This window comes from Pseudomonas fluorescens (assembly GCF_902497745.1).
In the GTDB taxonomy this organism is placed as follows: Bacteria; Pseudomonadota; Gammaproteobacteria; order Pseudomonadales; family Pseudomonadaceae; genus Aquipseudomonas; species Aquipseudomonas fluorescens_BM.
Window position 1 is genome coordinate 52,915 of sequence record NZ_CABVHJ010000012.1, and the last position, 24,119, is coordinate 77,033.

Consider the following 24,119-nt stretch of genomic DNA (forward strand, 5'->3'; position numbering starts at 1 on the left):
TCAGCTTATTTGCCGGGAGAAAGGGTCAGGCGGGTTTTGCCATACACCCGGTCAAAGTTCTGCGGCTGCATCGGCAAACCGATGTACTGTCCCTTCAACCACGCATCGATGCCATTGAGGTAATTCGGGCTGACCGGATTCCCCGATTGCCCCGTACCGTTCTGCCCCATCAACGGTTCAGTCTGGCCGAAGTCGACAATGAAACGCATCGACGGCGCACGCGTGGTGGTGAAATCCTGACCCCAGGCGAACGCCGAAGTGTTCAGCGTCGTGTGATCGCCCCCCGCCGCCAGCGGCCCGCGTACGGTCTGACCATTGCTGTTCTTCCAGGCATAACTGTGCAGTTTTCCCCACTGCCAGGCGCGATGGTCGCCGCCCAACTGACTGTCGCCAGCGCTGATCGCTGCGGCGAAGCTGCGGGCGAGAATCACCGCTTTGTCCTCTTTCTGCGGCGTGCGCAGGTCATCCCAGAACGGACTGTCCTCGCGTCCCAACAGATGGTCAGCCTGCGCCGCGTAGGACAAATCGCCGTTGGCGATAAACGCCTTCCACGCAGGGCTCGATTCCGGGCCGAGTTCGTCGAGGAAGATCTGCTTCATGCTTTCCTGCAGGAACAACTCATAGATTGCCGCGTCTGCCGAGGTCGGGCTGAGTTTTCCGTCGAACGCCATCAACCGGGTAAACGCTTCGCGTGCCTTGCTGCGATCCGCTTCCGGCAGGGCATCAATTGCCTGTTTCAGCGGCTGCTTCATGCCCGGCGCTTCGAAGACTTTCTTCAGCTTGGCGGCAAACGTAGTGGTCTGGTCGTACTGCATGGCGATCACGCTGCGGCTGTCGTGCTTGCCGCTGCCGGCCAGTTCGGCCAGACGCTCGCCACGCTCCGGCGCCGCCCAGGAGTTCGACAACTGCATGCCGTAACCGTGTGGGATCACGCGCTGGTTGGCGGTGCCGAGCCAGCCTTGTGCCGGATCCTGATCGTAGGGGTGCAGCATCGGGTCAGCGTAACCGTCCCAGTCGTAGCGACCTTCCCAGCCCGGGGATGGCAGCAGGCCTTCGCCTTCGCGGCGATTCGGGAAGCGTCCGGTGACTTGCCAGCCAATGTTGCTTGCATCGGCGAACACCAGATTCAGGGCAATGGCGCGGATTTCCCGGCTGGCATCCGAAGCTCGTTCTACAGTTTGCGCGCGGGTCAGATCAAAAAACGCATCCAGCGACTTGTCGTCGGTGAAGCTCTGCGTTTGCAAGGCCAGGCCGAAACCGCTGCCTTGCGCCGCTGCCTGAGCACTGTTGAGCAACGCGCCGTGACGGGTTTCGTACACCGCTTCGCGAATCGGCCGCTGACCTTTGACGAAGTAGGTTTCGTTACGCACGCCCAGCGGTTGCCATTTGCCGTTGACCTCGTAGGTCAGGCTGCTGCCCTGGCGGCGGATTTTTTCCAGGAACAGATCCTGGTTGTCGCCGAGCACGCTGGTCATGCTCCACGCCACTTTGCCGTTGAAACCACCGAGGACCAGCGGCAAACCGGCCACGGTAACGCCGGCGGCTTGATATTTCGGTGCGCGGATCTGCACGAAGCTCCACAGCGACGGCGCGGCCAACGGCCCATGGGCGTCGCTGGCCAGCAGGCTCTTGCCGCTGCGGCTGCGTTGCGGGGCGATTGCCCAGTTGTTCGAAGACGTGGTGCCCAGCAGGTTCAGTGCCGACAGTTGCTGGTTGGCGCTGCTCAGTTCGGTCAGCCCCGGGATTTGCCCGTTGAGCTTGAGGCCTTGCAGCTTGTCGGCTTCAGCCAGCGGCAGGTTTTCGTCGGGCGCGGACGGCGTCAGCCAGGCGAGTTTGTCGCTGGTGACGGTTTGCGCGAGCACCAGCGAGGAAATCTCTTCCGGCAGGTTGGCCGACTGGCTGAAATTCAGCAGGGCGAAAATCAGCGCCGAATCTTCCGGCTTCCAGTATTCCGGCTTGTAACCGCTGGAGGCGAGGTCGCCCGGCAGTTTGTCGGCGTAGCGGAACAGGTAAGCGTTGACGCCCCGCGCATAGACTTCGAAGAAGCGCTTGAGGCGTGGCGACGAAGCCTTGTACAGCTCGCCGGCGCTTTTCTTCAGATTGACCGCACGCATGTAGCGGTCGGCATCGAGCATCGAGGCGCCGGACATTTCCGCCAGACGGCCCTGAGCGAGCAGGCGCAGGGTGACCATCTGGTTGATGCGGTCGCTGGCATGGACGTAGCCGAGGCTGAACAGCGCGTCGTGGAAGGTGTTGCTCTCGATCAACGGCATGCCCATGGCATTGCGGCGTACCGACACGTTCTGCGCCAGGCCCTTGAGCGGTTGCACGCCGGAGGTCGGCGGGAGGGTGTCCTGAGCGTTCCAGGTCTGGCAACCGGACAGGCCCAAAACACCGGCCACTGCTGCGGCAACGCCGAACCGGGGAAGAAAATGAGTAAGGGCTGGCGAGGCCATGGCAAAGCTCCTGCGGGGGTGTAGAGGCTGGGGGCGCAATAAAGCCGCTACGTTAGTGAGCAGGAGGTGGCCGCGCAAGCGGGGGCAGGGGTTATTTGTGTATTTCTGTCGAATGGAAAAGATCGCAGCCTGCGGCAACTCCTGCATAGGCATGCATTCCCATGCAGGAGCTGCCGCAGGCTGCGATCTTTTGCCGTTAAATCAGGATTTGGGTGGATTGATTTTCTGCACCAACGCGTAGGCCTTCACGGTCGCAGGGCGATCCTTGATGTGGTTGAACCAGCGCAGTACATGCGGGAAGTCTTCCAGGTTCTGGCTCTGCCATTTGTGCGAAACGATCCACGGATAAATCGCCATGTCGGCAATGCTGTACTCGCTGCCGGCGACGAATTCGTTATCAGCCAGTTGCTTGTTCAACACGCCATACAAACGTGCGGTCTCGTCGATGTAGCGCTTGATCGCGTAAGGAATTTTCTCCGGAGCGAACTGGCTGAAGTGATGATTCTGCCCGGCCATCGGTCCCAGACCACCCATTTGCCAGAACAGCCATTGCAATGCCGTTTGCCGACCACGCAGGTCTTTGGGCAGAAACTTTCCGGTTTTCTCCGCCAGATACAACAGGATTGCCCCGGACTCGAACAGCGACAGCGGCTCACCGCCATCGGCCGGTTCATGGTCAACGATGGCCGGAATGCGGTTGTTCGGGGCGATCTTCAGAAAGTGTGGCTGGAACTGCTCACCCTGACTGATGTTGATTGGGTGCACGTTGTACGGCAGGCCGGCTTCTTCGAGGAACAGGGAAATCTTGTGGCCGTTGGGGGTGGTCCAGTAATACAGGTCGATCATGGAGAACTCCAAAGCAGAAATGGACTTGCGTGCGGACAGCAAACGCCGGCGTCAGGTCGTCCCGTGTGCATTCGATAGCTTGCTTAACAGGAAGAGGTGATGCTGAACTGCGCAGAATTCAATGACCCCGCGTGAGAAAAATCGCCATGGAGCTTCACGCCAACGCTGCACTGATCATCATCGACCAGCAAAAGGGCATCCTGCAGCCGCGTTTGGGACGGAGGAATAATCCGCAGGCGGAAGAGCGAATCCTTGAACTGCTGGGGCTTTGGCGGCGTAGCGGGCGACCGGTGATTCATGTGCAGCACCTGTCGCGTGAGCCTGATTCAGTGTTCTGGCCCGAGCAGGAAGGGGTGGAGTTTCAGCGGCGGTTCTTGCCGCAGGACGGCGAATGGCTGATTCAGAAACAGGTGCCGGATGCGTTTTGTTCCACCGGATTAGAACCGCGGTTGCGTGAGGCGGGGATCGGGCAACTGATCATTGTCGGCGTGGCGACCAACAACTCGGTGGAGTCAACGGCGCGTACGGCGGGCAATCTGGGGTTTGCAGCTTGGGTGGCGGAGGATGCCTGTTTCACCTTCGACAAGGCCGATTATTTCGGCACGTTGCGCACGGCTGAAGAGGTGCACGGGATGTCGCTGGGGAATCTGGATGGGGAGTATGCGACGGTGGTCAGCTCTGCCCTGATTCTAGGAGCTGGCTGAAAAAAACTTCGCCGTATGTGCCGGCGCCTTCGCGAGCAAGCTCGCTCCCACAAGGTCTGCGGATGTCCACAAAAAATGTATTCGGCGTAGATCCACTGTGGGAGCGAGCTTGCTCGCGAAGGCGGCAGGTCAGGCGAAGAGGGTCTTCGCCCCGGACATCACGCCCCGTGGCACTTCTTGAATTTCTTGCCGTTGCCGCATGGGCACGGGTCGTTGCGGCCGACGTCTTTCAGGGCGTTGCGCACCGGTTCCTGGTGAGCGTGGCCGCAGTTCGGGCCGTGAACATGGCCGTGGTCATGCTCGTGGTGATGGTCGTGATCGTGGTTGCAGTCAGGGCCATGGACATGAGGTTGCTGGGTCATCGGTGTTGCTCCGGAATTAAATCGGCGGGGATTATCACGCCATTGCGCTCAAGGTGCACGTAGTGGGCGATGAATAAACCGGTTTCCATTTCGCCCTGCAAACGATAGGGAATCTGCTGGTTGGGATTTTTCAGCATTTTCACCACGTCTTTTACCCGAGGCCACAAGTTGGTGCGGATCGGCACCTTGAAATACGCACTGCGTTTCGGCCCGACCGTGAACCAGTGTTCATGCTCACCCTCGGCCAGCAGCATATCGGCCAGATGAATACGGTATTCGAGGCCGCGCACCGTCAGGTCGCTGTCATTGGGGTTATCAACGCGAAAGTGCAGGATGAATTTCTGTTCGAGCAGCTTGGCGCGCACCACCTCGACTTTTACCAGGTGCACGGCGGGGTCGACGCTGTCATCGCTGAACCACGACGCACAGCCGCCGAGATTGAGGATCAGCATCAAAAACAAAAAATGTAATGTGCGCTGGCAACCGAGCATGATTTAACTCCCTTTGGTGCCAGTCTAGACGCTAAAAGATCGCAGCCTTCGGCAGCTCCTACAGAGAAACGCATTCCATGTAGGAGCTGCCGAAGGCTGCGATATTTTGATCTTAAGCGCCAAAATACCCCGCACAGCACTTCTTGAACTTTTGCCCACTGGCGCACGGGCAGCTGTCATTGCGCCCCAGCTTCAACTGCACCGTCGGATCAATGAAGTACCAACGCCCGGCATTCTGCACAAACGACGAGCGTTCGCGGTGGCTGTGTTCGCCCTGGCTGTCGTGCCAGCGTGCAGTGAAAGTGACGAAGGCGTGTTCCGGCTGGCCACCGAAGACTTCCGAACTTTCGACATCGAGGCCGAGCCATGTGCTCTGCGCGCTCCAGTTGCTGATCGACTGGCGATCCAGCCCTGCTTGCTGAGCAGGCAGGGTGGTCGCCACAAGGTAATCGATCAAACCCAGCACATAGGCGCTGTAGCGCGAACGCATCAGGGCCTCAGCGCACGGCGCCGGATGGCCTTCGTGATAATGACCGCAGCAGGCATCCAGCAGATTGCCGCTGCCGCAGGGGCAAATGGCTGTACTCATTGCATTACCACCAGTATTTCCCGAAGTTTTCCGGATTGGCCCAGAACCTCGAGTTGAGCCAGTCGGGGACTTGTTTGTAGTCAAGCAGATCGTAGGTGAACAGGGTCAGTACTTGATCGTCGCGTTGAAAGCGCTCGCTGGCTTGCAGCGCCAGCGAATAGAAGTCGGTTTCCTGCCAGCCGCTGGCCGACAGGTCCGCCAGCACGGCGATGCGACTGGCGTTGAGATTACGAATTCCGCCCAACAGATTCAGGCCATCGCGTTTGGGTAAGTGTTCCAGGCAATCGACCACCAGCGCCAGATCGAAACGTTGCGCGGCCAGTTCGGCGGGCAATGCGCCCGGCGCTGTATGGGCGACGACGGTGTCCGGGTGCGCCTCTTTAAAGGCGCTCAGGGCTGGAAATTCGCTGGCGCCGATCAGCAGCAGACGCGCCGGGGCGTAGCGATCCAGCAAAGCGGCCAACGCCTGCTGCGGCGTGCGGGAAGAAATGGCGACGTTCATCGAGGCTCCTCAATCAGACCGCCAAGACTAGCCTGCCTGACGATGTCGGCAAAGAGCCCAGTTCCGTCAGTTACCGACTATTGCGCCAAAGTCCTGTGAACACGGTCGCAAACAGGCATGGCCTATTGCTGGCGGAGATTAAAACTCCGGTCTTTACTCCCTGAATCGGTTTTAAGCCGATCCCTCAGGAGAAAACCAGATGAGCATAGTTCGGACAGCATTACCTTTGATTCTGCTAACCAGTGTGTTGACTGGTTGCGCAGGTTTGCAGAAAACCGACTGGCCGACCTGTGCGGCGGTCGGTGGTGTCGTCGGTGCCGGTCTCGGCGCCACCGAAAGTTCGGCATGGGCCGGCTACGGTGCGCTGCTGGTCGGTGGTACGGCAGCGGCCTATTGCTGGGTACACGGTGATGGCGACGAGGACGGCGATGGTGTGCCGGACAGTCGCGACAAGTGCCCGGGCACGCCTAAAGGCGTACAGGTCGACGCTGATGGTTGCCCTCCACCAGTGCCTGCACCCGTGGTCGAAGAAGCTGTAGTGGTCAAGGAAGAAACCATTGTTATCCGTGATGTGCACTTCCAGTTCGACAAAGCCACGCTGACCGGCCCTGACAAGCAAGTACTCGACAAGGTCGCCACCCGCCTGAAACAGGAATCCTCGACGGCGCAACTGACCGTGACCGGTCATACCGATAGTGTGGGCAGCGATGCCTACAACAAAAAACTCTCGGATCGTCGCGCGCATTCGGTGGTGGATTACCTGATCCAGCAAGGTGTGCCGCGCGCCAGCTTCGTTTCGGTGTCCGGTCTGGGTGAAAGCCAGCCTGTTGCCGATAACAAAACCGCTGACGGTCGTGCGCAAAACCGTCGTACCGAAATCAAAATCCAGCGTTGAGCCCCTCTCGCATCCGCAGCTTGTGCAGTCGCGGATGCGGGTCTTTACTCCTGTGTAACCGGTATGGGCCGGTGACACAGGAGCTTTCACAATGACTGTTTTCTCAAGGTCCGTCTTGCCGGTGCTGCTGCTAGGCAGCTTGCTCACCGGTTGCGCCACCCACAGCGATGGCACTGCACCCCTCAATCAACGTACGTGGCCGATCTGCAGCCTTATTGGCGGGCTGGTCGGTGGTGGCCTTGGCGCCCTCGAAAGTGGCGGCTGGGCCGGTGGCGGCGCAGCGCTGGGGATCCTTACCGGCGGACTGATCTGTTATGCCCAGGACGGCGATGAAGACGGCGACGGCGTGTTCGACCGCCGTGACCGTTGCCCCGATACCCCGGAAAACACCCCGGTCGATCACCGTGGTTGCCCGCTGCCGCAGTACCCGGTCACGGAAAAAGTGCCGGAGCCTGTACCGCAAACTGAGGTCATCACCCTCAGCGATGCCGGCAACGTGCTGTTCGATTTCGACAAGTCCGACCTGACCCCGGCGGCCAAAGCCCAGCTCGATACGCTGATGGACAAGCTGCGCAATGCCGATGTGGTGAGCATCAAGGTCATCGGCCACACCGACAGCAAAGGTTCGGATGCGTATAACCAGGCGTTGTCGGAACGTCGGGCGAGCAGTGTCGCGGCGTATTTGCTGAGTCAGGGGCTGGCGCCGAACAAGCTCACCAGCGAAGGGCGCGGAGAAAGTGAACCGGTGGCCGATAACGCAACCGATGAAGGGCGCGCGCAGAATCGTCGCGTGGAGTTGCATATCAATCGCTAGGACGCCTCTGTAGGGCGCAGGCTAGAGCTGCCGGACGATTTTCAAAGTCGTTCCGGCAGCCATTTGGCGGCGCAGCGAAGTTTTTTCATTTGTGCCTCTGGCTTATCCCCCGCAGAAGCCGTTACTGTGCGCCCAAAGAATAATTCGCAACACGGGGGAGCGTATGAAAGTGTTCTGGGGGCTGGGGCGGTTGTTGACCCTGCTGTTCTGCTGCGTGGTGCTGGCCAATCAGTTGGTGCCGTTCGTACATCCGCTGCATCTGCTGGTCAATCTGGCTGGCGGCCTGCTGTTGCTGATTCATCTACTCGAAGTGCTGCTGTGCAATCGCAGCCTCAAAGGCCGTCCGCACCCTTGGCGTGACCGTGGCCGCATCCTGCTGTTCGGCGTATTCCACTTGCAATCCATCCCGGCCCCGGCCGCTCCGGAGGCTTCTTCCCATGCGTAAACTTTGCCTGCTCGCTGCATTCATCAGCCCTTTGGCCTGTGCCCAGGTGGTCAGCGTTGAAACCAATTCGCTAATGCGTTTGCCCAACACGGCCAGCACGTTGCAGCTGGAAAAACTGGAAGTAGCCGATTACGGCACGTTGCTGATTCCTGCCAACGTGACCGAACTGACCGTGGGCGAGTTGCGTCTTGGCCATGAAGCCCGTATCGCGATCGTTCCGAGCGAAAACGCTTTGGAGATGAAGGTCGTTCGTGCAGAGCTGAGCGATGGCAGCCGGATTACTGCTCGGGGTGCACCGGGTACTTATGAAAAAGCCGCCCGTGCCGGGCGCAATCTGAATCTGCAATTCAAGGCCTTGAACGCGCCGCAACTGTTGGTCGATGCCCGTGGCGGCACCGGTGCCCCGGGGTTTGTCGGCCTCGATGGCGGTAATGGCGAAGACCCGGGCTGCACTTATGGCTCGGCCGGGCACGGTTTTGATGGCAGTAACGGCAGTGACGGCCAACCGGGCGCACCGGGTGCGCTGGTGCGCCTTGAAGTGCCACGCGAGTTTCCGGCCGAGCTGATCAAGGTCAATGTCGCGGGCGGTGCCGGTGGCCCGGCGGGTGTTGGCGGCAGGGCAGGGAAGGGCGGCAAGTCCAAGGGCTGCCTGGTGTACCGCGCTGATGGCGGCAAGAACGGCAAGGCCGGGGCGGATGGACAGCCTGGGCCAGTGGGGGCAGCGGGGGCTGTGACTGTGCAGCGCCTGTAAAGGCAGACCCTCACCCCAGCCCTCTCCCAAAGGGAGAGGGGGCCGACCGAGATGTCTGGCGTTATACATCGACCTGAAACTCCGAGTCGATTATGGATTCAAAACCGCTCTTTCAAGTCGGCGTATCCCACAAATATCCCACATTCAGTCCCCTCTCCCTCCGGGAGAGGGCTAGGGTGAGGGGCTTTTGATCTTTACCCCATCTTCAGATCATCGGCCTTGCCGCCGCAATCGCCACCAGCACCAGCCCGACAATCAGATTAAGCCCCACCACCCGGCGAATCCGCCCCAACACCGCCGCACCCGCCGGCCAGTCCTTCGCTTCCACCGCTTTACGCAGCTCAGGCAGCATCAACCCCTGAATGCGGATAAACAGCGCCGTCATCACCACATACAGCCCCATCATCACCTGCACATATTTCGGCGCGGTATCAAAGCCGACCTGCTGCAAATGCAACATTCCCACGCCGCTGATCGGCAACAGGATCACCGCAACCCAGACCCAACGGAAAAAACCTTGAAACACTTCCACCCACAAGGTCAGTCGGGCTGGGCCGTCGAGGGCCTTCACAGCCGCCGGGCGCAGGACCATCCAGGCGAAAAACATGCCGCCGACCCAGACCAGGGCGGACAAGACATGCAGCGGGTAGACGAGGCTAAAAAGTGTCATTGGGTTACTCCGTTCTGCGCAGGATCGATTCGCGGGGTATGATAGCCGCCGATCCAAACCACTGAAAATTTATCCAGCGTTTTTTTGCGCCCGACACTCAATGATCAGCACTGAACTCAAAACCACGATCCAGGGCGCCTATTCGCGTTTTCTAGAGGCCAAGAGCCTAAAACCGCGTTATGGCCAGCGCCTGATGATTGCTGAAATCGCCAAAGTCCTCGGGGATATCGACACCGACGACGAAGGCCGGCGCAGTGGCGACCCCGCGATTGTTGCGGTGGAAGCCGGCACCGGTACTGGCAAGACAGTTGCCTACAGCCTGGCCGCGATCCCGACCGCGAAACTGGCCGGCAAACGCTTGGTCATCGCCACCGCGACCGTGGCCCTGCAAGAGCAAATCGTCTACAAGGATTTGCCCGACCTGATGCGCAACAGTGGGCTGAACTTCAGCTTCGCCCTGGCCAAGGGTCGTGGTCGCTACATGTGCCTGTCCAAACTCGACATGCTCTTGCAGGAAGGCCACGCGCAAACCGCCACCGCCCAGCTGTTCGAAGAAGAAGGCTTCAAGATCGAGGTCGACGAGGCCAGTCAGAAGCTCTTCACTAGCATGATCGAAAAGCTTGCGGGCAATAAGTGGGACGGCGACCGTGACAGTTGGCCGAATGCGCTGGAAGACGCCGACTGGGCGCGCCTGACCACCGATCACAGCCAGTGCACCAATCGTCATTGCCCGAACTTCGGCCAGTGCGCCTTCTACAAGGCCCGCGAAGGCATGGGCAAGGTTGACGTCATCGTCACCAACCACGACATGGTCCTGGCTGACCTGGCGCTGGGCGGCGGTGCGGTACTGCCGGATCCGCGCGACACCATCTACGTGTTCGACGAAGGGCACCACCTGCCGGACAAGGCCATCGGCCATTTCGCTCACTACACACGCCTGCGTTCCACTGCCGACTGGCTGGAAACCACTGCAAAAAACCTCACCAAACTGCTGGCCCAACATCCGCTACCGGGCGACCTCGGCAAATTGATCGAGCAGGTGCCGGAGCTGGCGCGCGAGATCAAGGCCCAGCAGCAGTTCATGTTCAGCGCCTGCGAGCAGGTCGCCGATTTCAAACCCGGCGAAGACGTCGAGGGCCGTGAGCGGCCGCGTCATCGCTTCGTCGCCGGGGTGATTCCCGAGCACATGCGCGAAATGGGCATTGAGCTGAAAAAAGGCTTTGCCCGTCTCAACGATCTGTTCACGCGCCTGACCGACCTGCTCAAGGAAGGCATGGACGGCGAGGTCAACATCGGCATCGCCAGCAATCAGGCCGAAGAGTGGTATCCGCTGTTTGGCAGCCTGTTGTCCCGTGCCTCGGGCAACTGGGAACTGTGGACAGCGTTCACCGCCGAAGACCCGGAAGACAGCCCGCCGATGGCGCGTTGGCTGACCCTGGCCGAAAGCGGTTCGCTGTTCGACATCGAGGTCAATGCCAGCCCGATTCTGGCGGCGGAAACCTTGCGTCGCAGCCTGTGGAACGTTGCCTATGGTTGCCTGGTAACCTCGGCGACCCTGACTGCGCTGGGCACTTTCGACCGTTTTCGCATGCGTGCGGGTCTGCCGAAAAAAGCCGTCACCGCCGTGGTGCCGAGCCCGTTCCATCACGCCGATGCCGGTGTGTTGCGCGTGCCCGATCTGAAGGCCGACCCGCGCGATGCCGCTGCTCATACGGCAGCGATCATCCGTGAGCTGCCGGACTTGGTCGAAGGCTCACGCGGCACCCTGGTGCTGTTTTCCTCGCGCAAACAGATGCAAGACGTGTTCGACGGTCTGGACCGCGACTGGCGCAAGCAAGTGTTCATTCAAGGCAACCTGTCGAAACAGGAAACCCTGAACAAGCACAAGGCGCGGGTCGATGGCGGTGATTCCAGTGTGCTGTTCGGTCTGGCCAGTTTCGCCGAGGGCGTCGACTTGCCGGGTGCCTATTGCGAGCATGTGGTGATTGCCAAGATCCCGTTCTCGGTGCCGGATGATCCGGTCGAGGCGGCGTTGTCGGAGTGGATCGAGGCCCGTGGCGGCAATCCGTTCATGGAAATCTCCGTGCCCGATGCCTCGCTGAAACTGGTGCAGGCCTGCGGGCGTCTGCTGCGCACCGAAGAAGACCGCGGCACCATCACTTTGCTGGATCGGCGGCTGGTCACCCAGCGCTACGGCAAGGCGATCCTCAATGCGTTGCCTCCTTTCCGTCGTGAAATATCCTGAGACAACGGTGGGCAGTTTTGCCCGCCGTGTTGTCTATCTCTCTGCCATCGCTTTTCCATTGGCCATTGTTGGTCGTTAGGGAGAACTCCGTTCTTATGATCCGCCGTTCGTTGCCTGCCGTATTTGCCTTGATCTTCGCCACGCCGCTGTTCGCGGCGCCTGCGGGTCAGCAGACCCTGTTCAACTTTGTTCGTCCTGCCGACGTGGTGAAAATCGCCACAGAGAATGCTGATCTGCCGCAAGCGAATGCCGAGCAAACGCCTGAGGGCGAAGTGCTGCGCCGGGTGACCTTCAACCCGGTGGCCCGCCCGACGTTGCGCCTGACTCCGCAAACCGGCGCGTGGGACTGGTCGCAATCGGGAATGATGACCCTGCGCTTACAGAGCGCAATGGACTGGGCGCTAACGGTCTACGTGCAGATCCAGAGCAATGACGGCCGCACGCTGGTCAGCCGCGTCGACCTGCCGGCCGGCCCTGCGCAAACCCTTTTGGTACCGCTAGTGGCGTCTAGCCCGCTGAGCCAAGGCATGAAAGCCGGGCCGCCAATGCCGATGACAGTCGATGGTCAGCGGATCCTGCTGGCCGCCAGCAGCGGCGAAATCGATCGCAGCCAAGTGGTCTCGGTGAGCCTGTCGATGGATCAGCCGAAAGTCGCCCAGAGCCTACTGCTCGAGCGTTTTGGCGTGCAGGACGGCGAAGCGGTCAACCAGGCAGTGTACGGCAGTCTGGTCGACGCCTACGGGCAGTCGACCCGCAGCAAGTGGCCGGAAAAAGTCGCCAATGACGAACAACTGAAATCCGCTGCCGCCAAGGAACAGCAGCAGCTGAAAACCTGGCTGGCCGAGCGCGAGAAGGCTTCGCTGGACAAATTTGGCGGCTGGAACAAAGGCCCGGCCTTCAAGGCCAGCGGTTTCTTCCGCACCGAAAAGCGTGATGGTCGCTGGTATCTGGTCACGCCTGAAGGTCACCCGTTTTACTCGCTGGGTGTGAACACCGTCAGCCCGCAGGTCAACCAGACCTACGTGGCCGGGCGTGAATACATGTTCGAATCTCTGCCTAAGCCGGAAGAACCACTGGCCAAGTATTTTGGCGAGGGTGACAACCGTGGCGGCAACGGCGTCGATCAGGGCCGCGGTTATGGAAACGGGCGTTGGTATGACTTCTATGGCGCCAACTTGCAACGTGTCTACGGTGACCCTTGTAAAGCGGACAGTGAGAGCAAGTCCGGGGTGGCAGAAGCGGCTAAATCCGAGGCCGCTGAAACCGCCGCCGTAAAAGCCGCGCAGCCTGCTGCTGTACCCGCTGAACCGAAGTCCGGAGTTGCCGAAGCCGCGCAGACTGACGCAGTGCAAGCAACCAGCGAAAACGCTGCTCCGCCGTGCAAGGCAAGCATCGATGAACAGCGATGGACCGGTCACACCCTCGATCGCCTGCAAGCCTGGGGCTTCAACACCGTCGGTAACTGGAGTGCAGATTCGCTCAGTGATGCCGAGCGTGTGCCGTACACCTTGCCGCTGTCGATCGTCGGCGACTACACCAGCATCAGCACTGGCAGCGACTGGTGGGGCGGTATGCCGGATCCATTCGATCCGCGTTTCGCCATGGCCACCGAGCGCGCCGTCGCCATCGCTGCCCGCGATCACCGTGACGATCCATGGCTGATCGGCTACTACGCCGACAATGAGCTGGCGTGGGCCGGTCCCGGCGATGATCCGAAATCCCGCTACGCGCTGGCCTATGGCACGCTGAAAATGACCACCGACGTGCCGGCCAAGCGTGCGTTCCTCAAGCAATTGCGCGACAAGTACCGCAATCAGGCCGGGCTGTCGAAAGCGTGGGGCATTGATCTGCCCGCGTGGGAATTGATGGAAGATCCGGGCTTTGTACCGCCGCTGCCGAACCCGGAGCACCCGGAAATCGAGGCTGACTTCAAATACTTCCAGAAAGTTTTCGCCGATACCTACTTCAAAACCATCTCCGACTCGCTGAAATGGCACGCGCCGAACCAGTTGCTGCTTGGCGGCCGTTTCGCCATCAGTACGCCGGAAGCCGTGGCGTCCTGCGCGCAGTATTGCGATGTGCTGAGCTTCAATATGTACACGCTCAAACCGCAGGATGGTTATGACTTTGCTGCTTTGGGGGCTTTGGATAAACCGGTAATGATCACCGAATTCAACTTTGGCTCAGCGGATCGTGGCCCGTTCTGGGGCGGCGTCACGCCAGTGGCCAAGGAAGAAGATCGCGGCCCGGCTTACGCCAACTTCCTCAAGCAGGCCTTGAGCGAACCATCGATTGTCGGCGTGCATTGGTTCCAGTATCTCGATCAACCGGTGACCGGGCGTCTGCTCGATGGCGAGAATGGTCACTTTGGTCTGGTCGGGGTGACGGATCTGCCGTATCAGGGTTTTGTCGAGGCAGTGCGCAAAAGCAATTTGCAGGCCATTGATCAGCTTGGCAAAGAGGCTGAGAAAGCGGCCGCCGCAGCAGGGCATGAGGCTGAAGGCGGGCGCAAGGGCGAGGCCGGTAAAGGGCCGGGGGCAGGGCATGCCGGTGGTCATTCCGGCAATGGTCACTAACTTGTGATGCTCTAAAAAGATCGCAGCCTGCGGCAGCTCCTGCAAGGGAACGCGTTTCTCTGTAGGAGCTGCCGCAGGCTGCGATCTTTTGACTTGGCTTTTAACCGTCTGGCCCGCAGCTGTTCCCAAATCCCTCAAGGGCTGGAACAATGCGGGCCACTTTGTAGAGCGTTTTCGCGGGGGAGTTGCGGGTGCAGATTCAGGGACATTACGAGCTTCAATTCGAAGCGGTGCGCGAAGCCTTCGCCGCACTGTTCGACGATCCCCAGGAACGCGGCGCAGCCCTGTGCATCAAGGTCGGTGGAGAAACCGTCCTCGACCTCTGGTCCGGCACTGCCGACAAGGACGGCACTGAGGCCTGGCACAGCGACACCATTGCCAACCTGTTCTCCTGCACCAAAACCTTTACTGCTGTCACCGCTCTGCAACTGGTCGGCGAAGGCAAGCTGCAACTGGATGTTCCGGTTGCGCGCTACTGGCCGGAATTCGCCGCCGCCGGCAAAGAATCCGTGACCCTGCGCCAATTGCTTTGCCACCAGGCCGGTCTGCCAGCCCTGCGTGAATTGCTGGCGCCGGAAGCACTGTATGACTGGCAAACCATGGTCGATGCCCTCGCGGCAGAAGCGCCATGGTGGACGCCGGGTACTGGCCACGGTTACGCCGCGATCACTTACGGCTGGTTGATCGGTGAATTGCTGCGCCGCGCCGACGGTCGTGGGCCGGGTGAGTCCATCGTTGCTCGTGTCGCCAAACCTTTGGGTCTGGATTTTCACGTCGGTCTGGCTGACGAGGAATTCCATCGCGTGGCGCATATCGCGCGCGGCAAGGGCAACGCTGGCGATGCCGCCGCGCAACGTCTGCTGCAGGTGACCATGCGCGAGCCCACCGCGATGACTACCCGCGCTTTTACCAACCCACCTTCAGTGCTCACCAGCACCAACAAACCGGAATGGCGACGCATGCAGCAACCGGCGGCCAATGGCCACGGGAATGCGCGCAGTCTGGCCGGTTTCTACGCTGGTTTGCTCGACGGCAGTTTGCTCGAAAGCGACATGCTTGAAGAGCTGACCCGCGAACACAGCCTCGGCGAAGACAAGACACTGTTGACCCAGACCCGTTTCGGTCTGGGCTGCATGCTCGATCAACCGGACGTGCCCAACGCCACTTATGGCCTCGGCCCCAAGGCGTTTGGTCATCCCGGCGCGGGCGGTTCCATCGGTTTTGCTGATCCTGAGCATGATGTCGCCTTCGGTTTTGTGACAAATACCCTTGGGCCGTACGTCTTGATGGATCCGCGCGCGCAGAAGCTCGCGCGGGTGCTTGCCACTTGTCTGTAAAGTTGCATCCGAGGTCCCAGGGTCGGAACCTCAAGCGGTTTTTCGTTTCAAAACGGCTGTTTATCCGGGCGAAAGTGCTCTGATTTTTCATTACTTCATTTTGTGGATTTTCAATGTCATCTAAAAAGACCCTCGCCCTGGCCCTGTGTGTAGCGATCACCGGTTGTGCACAGACCCCGAAAAACGATGCGGACGGCGGCAGTTGGTGGCCGTTCGGTTCTTCCGACAAGGTTGCGGCCAAAGAGCCGGCTCCGGCCCCCGCCCCGCTGAAACCTGCGGCCACTGCACCTGTGGCCAAGACTGAAAGCAGCAGTCCGTGGTACTGGCCGTTCGGTTCCGATGATGAAGCGGTCAAAGCCGACATGAAGGCGGAAGTCGCTCCGGAAGCGAAAAAGCCGGTAGCCGTTGCCAAAGCTGACGCCGACGCGGGTGGCAAATGGTGGTGGCCGTTCGGCGGCAAGGATCAACCCACCACCAAAGCTGTGCCGATGCCGGATCCGAAAGTGACCCAGGCCTGGCTCGACGACTACGAGCCGCGTCTGCGTGAAGCGGTCAAGGACAGCAATCTGCAACTCGAACGCCGTGAAAACGTGCTGGTCGTGACGGCACCGGTCGAAGGCTCGTTCAACCCGGATCGTCCAGCCATGCTGCTGCCGGTCACCCTCGGCCCGTTCACCCGAGTGGCGAAAATCCTTGAAGCCGACCCGAAAACTGCCGTGCTGGTCCTTGGCCATAGCGATTCCAGTGGTGCCGCGCCTGCCAACATCAAACTGAGCCAGGAGCGTGCCCAGTCCATTGCGGCGATCTTCCGTCTCAGCGGCTTGCAGCGTGATCGCCTGATGCTGCGCGGCATGGGTTCCGAAGCGCCGCGAGCCGCTAACGACAGCGTTGAGGGTCGTGCCCTGAACCGTCGCGTTGAGCTGCTGGTGACCCCGCAGAACACCATGGTTGCCCTGCTGAGCAAGTACAACATGCCGGCACCGAAGCCAGTGACCATGGTTGCTGCGCAGGACGCCAAGCCCGCCGCCAAACCGGTAACCCCGGCTCCTGCGGCGAAAAAAGCTGCTGTTCCGGCAACCAAAAAGGCTCCGGCCAAGAAAGCCGCTGCCAAGGCTCCGGCGAAAAAAGCTCCAGCCAAGGCCCCAGCGAAGAAAACTGCACCAGCCAAAGCCGCCGCGACCGACAAGAAAGTCGCCGCGACCGATGCCACCAAGAAGTGATCCGCTAACGAAAAGGAATGCGCCATGACCCAGGCTCTGGCAGATATGCGTCGTGATTACACCCGGGATGGTCTGACCGAGGCGCAAGCCCCGGCCGAGCCGTTTGCGCTGTTCCACCAGTGGTTCGCTGACGCGGTGAAAACCGAACAGGCACCGGTGGAAGCCAACGCCATGACCCTGGCCACGGTCGACCAGGATGGGCGACCGCACTGTCGCATTCTGCTGCTCAAGGGCCTGGACGAGCAGGGCTTTACCTTCTTCACCAACTACGACAGCGCCAAGGGCCAGCACCTGGCGGCCAATCCATTTGCCGCCATGACCTTTTTCTGGCCCACCCTCGAACGCCAAGTGCGCATCGAAGGGCGGGTGGTCAAGGTCACTCCCGCGGAGTCCGATGCGTATTATCAGGTGCGTCCGCTGGGCAGCCGTCTCGGTGCCTGGGCATCACCGCAGAGCCGGGTGATCAACGGACGCGGTGAACTGGAAGATTTGCTCAAGGCTACCGAGCAGCGCTTCTCCGATACTCAGCCCGACTGCCCGGAACACTGGGGCGGTTACCGCTTGCTGCCTGAGCGCATCGAATTCTGGCAGGGCCGTCCGAGCCGTCTGCACGATCGCCTCAACTACCGTGTGCAGGGCGCCGACTGGATTCTTGAACGTCTGGCACCTTAAGCAGTCTACCGAGCGGGATAGCTTGCCGCAGCGGCCTCCAGCCACTTCGGCAGATCCCGGCGCTTGATCTTCTGCGCCTGAGCGCGAGCCAGTTGTTCGAGCATGAAGGCGCGTTTGTCTTCGTCTTTGCCAGCCAGCGACAGCGCCAGATCGCGATCCATCCAGCGTTTGATCCGCACGTACAACCACCAATGGAAGTACAAACCGGCGGCAGTGGTGACGACGATGATGAAGTAATCCATGAAAATCCTTGGTGTCGGTGGCGCAGATTTGGCAATTTGGCGCTACTGTAGGGGCTATGTCAGGGAAAGCGTGCAGGCGTCTGTACCGCGCCTGAATGAAAGCCAATTTATCCGGGCTGAGTCGTGACAGGCGTCAAGCCACGGAGTTTAATGACTATATGTTTCTTTGGAGTTGATGCTATGCGTAAGTCTGTTCTGCTGGTTGCTTCCTTTTCCACGATGGCGATGTTGCTTACCGGCTGCCAATCGAGCCTGACCGGTGACTCCTACTCCCGTGACGAAGCGCGTCGCGTGCAGACGATTCGCATGGGCACCATCGAATCCCTGCGCCCGGTGAAAATCGAAGGCACCAAGACCCCGATCGGCGGCATCGCCGGAGCAGCAGTCGGCGGCGTCGGCGGCAGCGCCATCGGCGGCGGCAAGGGCAGCATCGTTGCCGCGGTTATCGGTGCGGTGGCGGGTGGTCTGATCGGTTCGGCCACGGAAGAAGGCCTGACTCGTACGCAAGGTGTGGAAATCACCGTGCGTGAAGACGACGGCAGCATGCGTGCCTATGTGCAGCAGGTTCAGGAGAATGAAGTGTTCCGCGTTGGCGAGCGCGTGCGCATCTCCACCGTTGGCGGGACCAGCCGCGTTTCGCACTAAGCGATAGCGAGTTGTTGAATAAAGCCCTGATCAGGTGACTGGTCGGGGTTTTTTTAGGAAATTTACTCGCTTCCATGACAACCCATTTGAAAATTGTACTTAGAGTCGTAGAAAGCTCGACCGATTAAAGCTTCCAATTGCTTTATCTGCTCTTGGTCGAGGTCATAACCAAAGATTTCGTCTTCGGGGTTGACCCAATGCATGATTATTCTGAGCCGCTCAATGTTTCCATCGGGAACGGGGATCTCGAAAACCAACCGATCTGTGCGTTTATTAAATGCCTCGACGGTGTGATTGAGCTTGAAATTGCCGTAAGTCATTCGATGCACACCAACTGAACTATGTGATTTGCGTCCAAGAGCTTTTCTCCAGTCCAGTCCTCCAAAACTTTGATCTGCTCTTCGTCTAAATCAGAGCCATCGAACTCATCTTCAGGTTCTTGCCAGTTCATCAGCGCCTTCAATGCTTCCTCGTGATGCGCCGCGATCTCTACGGTCAGGAGCAAATCCTCAGTCTTTCGATCGAATACCTCTATTACATGCTTCATTTTTCTACTCTCCTTGTGGAATCGGCAGGCTTTGTTTGTTCCCCTGTTTTCGGGTCGTATTCTCCAAGATGTTTTCCTTGCTTGGTGTACATCTCAACCTTGCCATGCTGAGAGTCCCATTCATAAATTTTCCCCGATGCATCTTTCCAACGTCTTCGCTTTTTTCCTCCACCGCGAACGGAGGTTTTCAGTGGTGCAGGTTTTGCGTCTGGAAAGGCCGGCAGCGAAGCAGGGGCGGGGTGGTATTTGAAATCGTTTGGAACGTTTAAGACTATATATACCGGCTGAACCAACGAGCCAGGTGGAAAAACCAGAATAAAATCCCGGTACTCCGGCGGATAAACCGGATTGACCAGAATTCCATCCGCCGCTTTTGTCGGCGGGTACACCCAGATGTGCGGTGCCTGCGGTGCAGCCTCCAGCGCGGGAATACCAAGGATGTCCGAGCCATCTACAGCAGGCGTCCAGATCAGTTCTACACCTTCGCCCAAGTCAGCAATGAACTGGCTGCCACGCAACTTGAACTGCACGACATCAACCATTTCCCAATCGCGATTCTTGCCGGTGTAGAAGCCGTAGCCCTTCAGACTGCCGTCGGCCTGCTGTTCGACCCTCAACCGAACACGCGTTCGCGCCTGTTCGAGTCCACGCAGTTGCTCGTCGGTATAGAGCGCGCTGTCGCCAAGGCTCGATGGCATGACCAGCGCCACTAGAGTCACCAATGGCGTGACCACTGCGGTGGATATAACGGTGGGCAGTGCTTTGAAAGTTGAACCCGCCAACGCAAAACTGCCGAAACCTGCCGGGATGGCCGTTGCACCGATTTTTTTGAGAGGAACTGCGCCGTTCTCATCGGCCTCACGCGCGCCCAGCAGGATCAGGTCGCCGTAATCCTTCAGGCTGTCAGTCGGCACCATCCCCGAGGGATTGGAGTAATCGATAATCGCATCCGGCAATTTGCAGGACTTGGCGAATACGCAGCCAGCGCGAACAGGATCGGCTTTTTTGACCGCCACCTCACGGCTGCGCTCGAAAGCATCCTGTCGGGCCAGCATGGCGTCGTAAGCGTTTTGTCTGGCCTCGCGCTCGGCCAATTCCGTGGCCGTCATGTAGCGGTAGGTGACGTGATGCCCGTCGCCTTGCGGTGGGTTTTGAACCCGGGGAATGTCCTTGTTGCCAGCCACTGATCGTCCTTTCGCTCATCCATCGACAGCCCTTCGCAAAGGGCTGCGCAACGTTAACGAAGCAGGAAAATGGTGGCTGTAGGACGCGTCTCTAAAGACGTAGGGATTGTTCGACGGATGCTGATCTGTAGATAGGCTGTTGTTCGAGACTCAGAGGACTGAGCCCGCAGGAAAAATTTGTTCAGCGCACTACAGTAATTTGTCGAGCACGAACTCTTTGAACCAAGGTGGCTGAGTATCTGATTTGATCTCAATCAGCTCGCCATCGGTGATCTCCGCAATCTGCGTGAGGCCTTCGCTACCTTCATCCGAGTTGTCGAAAATGTAGGCTCTGTTGGAGGTCAGGATGGCATCAGACAGAAGCTCCAAAGATCTCCAGTACCGCGCCTCTATCTTTTCAGGAGGAACGCTGTGCCCACCTTGTTTAACACGATACGCAACCCTGGCAATGTTGATCTGAGGGTCGGCGGTAGCGACGTAGTAAACATAAACCCGGTAACCGGAAGCATGAGCTTCGGCGAGCAGTTTGACCTTGTCAGAGGACGACATGACAGTTTCAAACGTAAAGCTGATTCGCTCTTTGATCAAAGATCTTCGTATGAAGTCGGAAAGGGCTGATGCGACGTACGAGTCGATTACAGTATTTGCGAAGCTAAGCCGTTCACCGTCGATTGTCAGGGAATCCAGCTTTGCCAATGAGTGAGGGGATTTCTTGAGTAGAGCGTGCTCACGAAAGAATTCAAAGATGTCTTCTTTGTGAGCTTCGATGCGATAGGAGGTGAAGTCAAAATACCCTGTATCTTTGATTGAACGTTCTATGTCATCAGGATTTATGTAGTTTCCCAGCAAATGTGCGGGAACCAGTCGATTGAAGGTGCTTTTTCCTGACCCGTTCGGGCCGGCGAATATCCGTATTCTCGGTGTGCTCAAGAATTAACCTGTTTCGAGGATTTGTTGATTTGCAGGCGGGTGCCGCTTTTCAGGTTTCCATAGGTACCGATTGTGCGCAAAACAACGGAACTCTTCTCTGTCACTTCAAATAGCTGACCATCTTTAGCAACGAGCACTGCAGCGCCATTGGCGAGCGCCATTTTGTAGGCGTTGCTGAATGCCTTCAGAGCGATGTCCGGAATCCGAGACTCCTGTATGGAAATCTGATCGTCCGTCATTGGGCGTTTTTCTGCTTTACGTGACATGGATGACTCCAGAATCGGTGCTGAGAAGGTGCGGCTGTCGATCAAAGATATAGCACACTTGCGAGGTTCAGAGCCAAGCCCCTCTGGATAGAAGGGCCTCGACTTTTGTAGAAAAATGCGTCTCAAGCGTTTTGCAGAGTATTCCGGCGACTCGCCGCCGCCGTCACCGCATAACCAATCAACGCCGCGAGAATCGACCCGGTCAAAATCCCCATCCGGTCCATGCCTGCGTAATCACTCACGCCCGGTTCAAACGCAAGCGAACCAACGAACAGGCTCATGGTGAAGCCGATGCCGCAGAGGATCGCCACGCCCAGCACCTGACCCCAGTTGGCGCCTTGGGGCAGCGCGGCGATGCCGGTTTTGACCGCCAGCCAGGTCAGGCCGAACACGCCGACGGTCTTGCCCAGCAGCAGGCCTACCGCAATGCCCATTGGTACGTGATGGGTGAAGCTTTCCACGGTGACGCCGCTCAGCGACAGGCCGGCGTTGGCGAAGGCAAACAGCGGCAGGATGCCGTAGGCCACCCACGGGTGAAGCGCATGTTCGAGAGTCAGCAACGGCGACGGTTCGGCGTTTTTCGTGCGCAGCGGGATGCAGAACGCCAATGTCACACCGGCGAGCGTCGCGTGGACACCGCTCTTGAGTACACAGACCCAGAGGATCAAACCGATGATCATGTACGGCCCGAGTTTGACCACGCCCAAGCGATTCATCGCCACCAGTGCCGCGATGCACGCTGCCGCCAGACCCAGCGACAGGGTCGACAGTTCGCCGGAGTAGAAAATCGCGATGATCACGATGGCGCCGAGGTCATCGATGATCGCCAGGGTCATCAGGAACAGCTTCAGTGACACCGGTACGCGCTTGCCGAGAAGGGCCAGCACGCCGAGGGCGAAGGCGATGTCGGTGGCAGTCGGGATCGCCCAGCCGTCGAGGGCTGCCGGGTTATCGCGGTTGAGGAACCAGTAGATCAGCGCCGGCACCAGCATGCCGCCGATCGCTGCGGCGCCGGGCAGGACGATCTGCGACGGTTTCGACAGCTGGCCGTCGAGGACTTCGCGCTTCACTTCCAGGCCGATGAGCAGGAAGAACATCGCCATCAGACCGTCGTTGATCCACAGCAGCAGGGGTTTAGCGATTTTCAACGCACCGATCTGCGCCACCACCGGGGTGTCGAGCAGGCCGGTGTACAGCCACGACAGTGGCGAGTTGTTGATAATCAGGGCCAGGATGGCTGCGGCGATCAATAACAGACCGCTGGCAGCTTCCAACTGAAAGAAACGCGTGAAAGTGCTACGCAGAGGCAAGGTCGCTCTCCATCGAATCGTCAAAAAGGTGGGACACCCTAACCCGTACTGTTAGTTGTTAAAACAAAAGTTATATTCTTTTTTGTTATATGGCGTTACAAGGTGTCTGGCTCAAGCCACGCTGAGCCTAGCAGTTGTCTGACACATTGAGACTCAGCTGTATCTGTGCGCGCTATCGGAATTTTCCTAAGCTGATAAGTGAGCCTTTCGAACAGATTCATCTCCTGCCGATTCAACGAGAACCATCACCATGAGCGACAACCGACAGTGGGCCCGCGAAGCCATCCGCATCATCGAAGCGGATTTTCAGCGCAGCGCCGACACCCACCTGATTCCTTTGCCGCTGCCGGGTTTTGCGGGCATCGAGTTGTATTTCAAGGATGAATCCAGCCATCCGACCGGCAGCCTCAAGCACCGTCTGGCTCGTTCGCTGTTTCTCTATGCTTTGTGTAACGGCTGGCTGAAACCCGGCGCGCCGGTGATCGAGGCGTCCAGCGGTTCTACAGCCATTTCCGAGGCGTACTTTGCACGGATGCTGGGCTTGCCGTTTATTGCGGTGATGCCGGCGACCACGTCCAAAGAGAAGATTGCACAGATCGCTTTCTATGGTGGCCAGAGCCATCTGGTGAAAGATCCCACGCAGATTTACGCCGAATCCGAACGCCTGGCCCGCGAACATGGCGGCCACTTCATCGACCAGTTCACCTACGCCGAGCGCGCCACCGACTGGCGCGCGAACAACAACATCGCCGAATCGATTTTCCAGCAGATGCGCTACGAAAAACATCCGGAACCGAGCTGGCTGATTTCCAGCCCCGGCACTGGCGGCACCACCGCAACGCTCGGTCGTTACGTGCGCTATCGCCAGCATTGCACCCGCGTGCTGTGCGCGGATGCCGAGCGTTCGGTGTTCTTCGAGTACTACCAGACCGGCGACGCCAATTTGCGTCTCGATTGCGGTTCGCGCATTGAAGGCATTGGCCGGCCGCGTGTCGAGGCCTCGTTTCTGCCCAAGGTGATCGATGCGATGGTCAAGGTGCCCGACGCCTTGTCGCTGGCGGCCATGCATTATCTGGCGCAGCGTCTGGGACGGCACGTCGGTGGGTCGAGCGGGACCAATCTGATTGGCGCCTTGATGGCGGCGCAGCAGATGAAAGCGGCGGGGGAGTCGGGGTCGATCGTGGCGATCTTGTGCGATGGTGGCGAGCGGTATGCCGACACGTATTACGATCAGGATTGGCTGAAGGCGCAGGGGTATGAGTTGGCGGGATTGATCGAGGCGGTGACGGCGAGTGCCGAGCGCGGTGAGGCGCTGCCGACCTCAGTGCTACGCGCCAATATCTAAAGGCGAACGCAGAAACCAATGTGGGAGCGAGGTTGCTCGCGAAGGCGTCATCTCATTCAACATCATCGTTGACTG

26 protein-coding genes are annotated in these 24,119 nt (G+C 59.2%); 12 read left to right on the plus strand and 14 right to left on the minus strand.

All coding sequences use genetic code 11. The features are described 5' to 3' along the window. Positions 1 to 5 precede the first annotated feature (5 nt). Complete coding sequence (locus F8N44_RS19050) at positions 6 to 2,456, minus strand: penicillin acylase family protein (protein ID WP_150651379.1); 2,451 nt, start codon at positions 2,454 to 2,456, stop codon at positions 6 to 8. Between the two features lie 201 nt (positions 2,457 to 2,657). Further along, positions 2,658 to 3,302, minus strand: a complete 645-nt coding sequence (locus F8N44_RS19055) for a glutathione binding-like protein (protein ID WP_123452225.1) — start codon at positions 3,300 to 3,302, stop codon at positions 2,658 to 2,660. A 146-nt stretch (positions 3,303 to 3,448) separates the two neighbouring features. On the opposite strand from F8N44_RS19055, the gene F8N44_RS19060 reads away from it, so the two are divergent. Next, on the plus strand, positions 3,449 to 4,006 hold the full coding sequence (locus F8N44_RS19060; protein WP_150651380.1) for a cysteine hydrolase family protein: 558 nt from the start codon (positions 3,449 to 3,451) through the stop codon (positions 4,004 to 4,006). A 158-nt stretch (positions 4,007 to 4,164) separates the two neighbouring features. On the opposite strand, the gene F8N44_RS19065 is transcribed toward F8N44_RS19060, so the two are convergent. The 4 genes from F8N44_RS19065 to F8N44_RS19080 all read right to left on the minus strand — a co-directional run bounded on the left by F8N44_RS19065 (position 4,165) and on the right by F8N44_RS19080 (position 5,950). Continuing rightward, complete coding sequence (locus F8N44_RS19065) at positions 4,165 to 4,368, minus strand: SEC-C metal-binding domain-containing protein (RefSeq protein WP_034154967.1); 204 nt, start codon at positions 4,366 to 4,368, stop codon at positions 4,165 to 4,167. Beyond that, complete coding sequence (locus F8N44_RS19070; protein WP_150651381.1) at positions 4,365 to 4,859, minus strand: LEA type 2 family protein; 495 nt, start codon at positions 4,857 to 4,859, stop codon at positions 4,365 to 4,367. Before F8N44_RS19070 ends, F8N44_RS19065 begins: the two co-directional genes overlap by 4 nt. A 112-nt stretch (positions 4,860 to 4,971) precedes the next feature. Beyond that, the gene (locus F8N44_RS19075; protein ID WP_116028800.1) at positions 4,972 to 5,448 is read right to left on the minus strand and encodes a YchJ family protein; all 477 of its coding nucleotides are present in this window, start codon (positions 5,446 to 5,448) and stop codon (positions 4,972 to 4,974) included. Positions 5,449 to 5,452: 4 nt separating this feature from the next. Next, entirely contained in the window at positions 5,453 to 5,950 is a 498-nt protein-coding gene (locus F8N44_RS19080; RefSeq protein WP_150651382.1) for a DUF6231 family protein, read from the minus strand. A gap of 199 nt (positions 5,951 to 6,149) precedes the next feature. Here F8N44_RS19080 and F8N44_RS19085 point away from each other — a divergent pair, with 199 nt between their 5' ends. From F8N44_RS19085 to F8N44_RS19100, 4 genes are all read left to right on the plus strand, one after another. Continuing rightward, entirely contained in the window at positions 6,150 to 6,845 is a 696-nt protein-coding gene (locus tag F8N44_RS19085) for an OmpA family protein (protein ID WP_150651383.1), read from the plus strand. A gap of 91 nt (positions 6,846 to 6,936) precedes the next feature. After that, positions 6,937 to 7,659 carry an OmpA family protein gene (locus F8N44_RS19090; RefSeq protein WP_150651384.1) on the plus strand — a complete coding sequence of 241 codons (723 nt, stop codon included), beginning with the start codon at positions 6,937 to 6,939 and terminating at the stop codon, positions 7,657 to 7,659. A gap of 163 nt (positions 7,660 to 7,822) precedes the next feature. Beyond that, positions 7,823 to 8,104 carry a DUF1145 domain-containing protein gene (locus F8N44_RS19095; protein WP_038358130.1) on the plus strand — a complete coding sequence of 94 codons (282 nt, stop codon included), beginning with the start codon at positions 7,823 to 7,825 and terminating at the stop codon, positions 8,102 to 8,104. Continuing rightward, a complete protein-coding gene (locus F8N44_RS19100; protein ID WP_150651385.1) occupies positions 8,097 to 8,855 on the plus strand; it encodes a collagen-like protein in 759 nt (252 codons plus the stop codon). The genes F8N44_RS19095 and F8N44_RS19100 overlap by 8 nt, the downstream gene beginning before the upstream one ends. A 205-nt stretch (positions 8,856 to 9,060) precedes the next feature. Here F8N44_RS19100 and F8N44_RS19105 read toward each other — a convergent pair whose 3' ends face one another. Continuing rightward, positions 9,061 to 9,525 carry a DUF2269 family protein gene (locus tag F8N44_RS19105; RefSeq protein WP_150651386.1) on the minus strand — a complete coding sequence of 155 codons (465 nt, stop codon included), beginning with the start codon at positions 9,523 to 9,525 and terminating at the stop codon, positions 9,061 to 9,063. Positions 9,526 to 9,625: 100 nt separating this feature from the next. Between F8N44_RS19105 and dinG the strand changes: the two genes are divergently transcribed. The 5 genes from dinG to pdxH all read left to right on the plus strand — a co-directional run bounded on the left by dinG (position 9,626) and on the right by pdxH (position 17,575). Then, positions 9,626 to 11,770, plus strand: a complete 2,145-nt coding sequence (gene dinG / locus F8N44_RS19110) for an ATP-dependent DNA helicase DinG (RefSeq protein ID WP_007918588.1) — start codon at positions 9,626 to 9,628, stop codon at positions 11,768 to 11,770. Positions 11,771 to 11,865: 95 nt separating this feature from the next. Continuing rightward, the gene (locus F8N44_RS19115; RefSeq protein ID WP_150651387.1) at positions 11,866 to 14,346 is read left to right on the plus strand and encodes a beta-galactosidase; all 2,481 of its coding nucleotides are present in this window, start codon (positions 11,866 to 11,868) and stop codon (positions 14,344 to 14,346) included. Between the two features lie 191 nt (positions 14,347 to 14,537). Then, positions 14,538 to 15,683, plus strand: a complete 1,146-nt coding sequence (locus F8N44_RS19120) for a serine hydrolase domain-containing protein (protein WP_150651388.1) — start codon at positions 14,538 to 14,540, stop codon at positions 15,681 to 15,683. Between the two features lie 113 nt (positions 15,684 to 15,796). After that, entirely contained in the window at positions 15,797 to 16,903 is a 1,107-nt protein-coding gene (locus F8N44_RS19125; protein WP_150651389.1) for an OmpA family protein, read from the plus strand. A 24-nt stretch (positions 16,904 to 16,927) separates the two neighbouring features. Next, positions 16,928 to 17,575, plus strand: coding sequence for a pyridoxamine 5'-phosphate oxidase (gene pdxH, locus F8N44_RS19130; protein WP_016986574.1), 648 nt, complete (start codon positions 16,928 to 16,930; stop codon positions 17,573 to 17,575). Positions 17,576 to 17,580: 5 nt separating this feature from the next. Here pdxH and F8N44_RS19135 read toward each other — a convergent pair whose 3' ends face one another. After that, on the minus strand, positions 17,581 to 17,817 hold the full coding sequence (locus F8N44_RS19135) for a hypothetical protein (protein WP_150651390.1): 237 nt from the start codon (positions 17,815 to 17,817) through the stop codon (positions 17,581 to 17,583). A 180-nt stretch (positions 17,818 to 17,997) separates the two neighbouring features. Here F8N44_RS19135 and F8N44_RS19140 point away from each other — a divergent pair, with 180 nt between their 5' ends. Continuing rightward, positions 17,998 to 18,462, plus strand: a complete 465-nt coding sequence (locus F8N44_RS19140) for a glycine zipper 2TM domain-containing protein (protein ID WP_008086349.1) — start codon at positions 17,998 to 18,000, stop codon at positions 18,460 to 18,462. Positions 18,463 to 18,524: 62 nt separating this feature from the next. Here the strand turns inward: F8N44_RS19140 and F8N44_RS19145 are convergent, their stop codons facing one another. From F8N44_RS19145 to nhaA, 6 genes are all read right to left on the minus strand, one after another. Continuing rightward, positions 18,525 to 18,782: a hypothetical protein gene (locus F8N44_RS19145; RefSeq protein WP_150651391.1), complete on the minus strand. Its 258-nt coding sequence runs from the start codon at positions 18,780 to 18,782 to the stop codon at positions 18,525 to 18,527. Next, entirely contained in the window at positions 18,779 to 19,009 is a 231-nt protein-coding gene (locus tag F8N44_RS19150; RefSeq protein WP_150651392.1) for a hypothetical protein, read from the minus strand. Before F8N44_RS19150 ends, F8N44_RS19145 begins: the two co-directional genes overlap by 4 nt. Beyond that, on the minus strand, positions 19,006 to 20,193 hold the full coding sequence (locus F8N44_RS19155; protein WP_150651393.1) for a colicin E3/pyocin S6 family cytotoxin: 1,188 nt from the start codon (positions 20,191 to 20,193) through the stop codon (positions 19,006 to 19,008). Before F8N44_RS19155 ends, F8N44_RS19150 begins: the two co-directional genes overlap by 4 nt. 189 nt (positions 20,194 to 20,382) lie before the next feature. After that, on the minus strand, positions 20,383 to 21,123 hold the full coding sequence (locus F8N44_RS19160) for a zeta toxin family protein (protein WP_093438742.1): 741 nt from the start codon (positions 21,121 to 21,123) through the stop codon (positions 20,383 to 20,385). Then, complete coding sequence (locus F8N44_RS19165; RefSeq protein WP_150651394.1) at positions 21,120 to 21,389, minus strand: hypothetical protein; 270 nt, start codon at positions 21,387 to 21,389, stop codon at positions 21,120 to 21,122. The genes F8N44_RS19160 and F8N44_RS19165 overlap by 4 nt, the downstream gene beginning before the upstream one ends. A 122-nt stretch (positions 21,390 to 21,511) precedes the next feature. Continuing rightward, positions 21,512 to 22,699 (minus strand): Na+/H+ antiporter NhaA, encoded by a 1,188-nt coding sequence (nhaA, locus tag F8N44_RS19170; protein WP_150651395.1) that lies wholly within the window; start codon positions 22,697 to 22,699, stop codon positions 21,512 to 21,514. 250 nt (positions 22,700 to 22,949) lie between these two features. Here nhaA and F8N44_RS19175 point away from each other — a divergent pair, with 250 nt between their 5' ends. Next, positions 22,950 to 24,044, plus strand: a complete 1,095-nt coding sequence (locus F8N44_RS19175; protein ID WP_150651396.1) for a PLP-dependent cysteine synthase family protein — start codon at positions 22,950 to 22,952, stop codon at positions 24,042 to 24,044. Positions 24,045 to 24,119 lie beyond the last annotated feature (75 nt).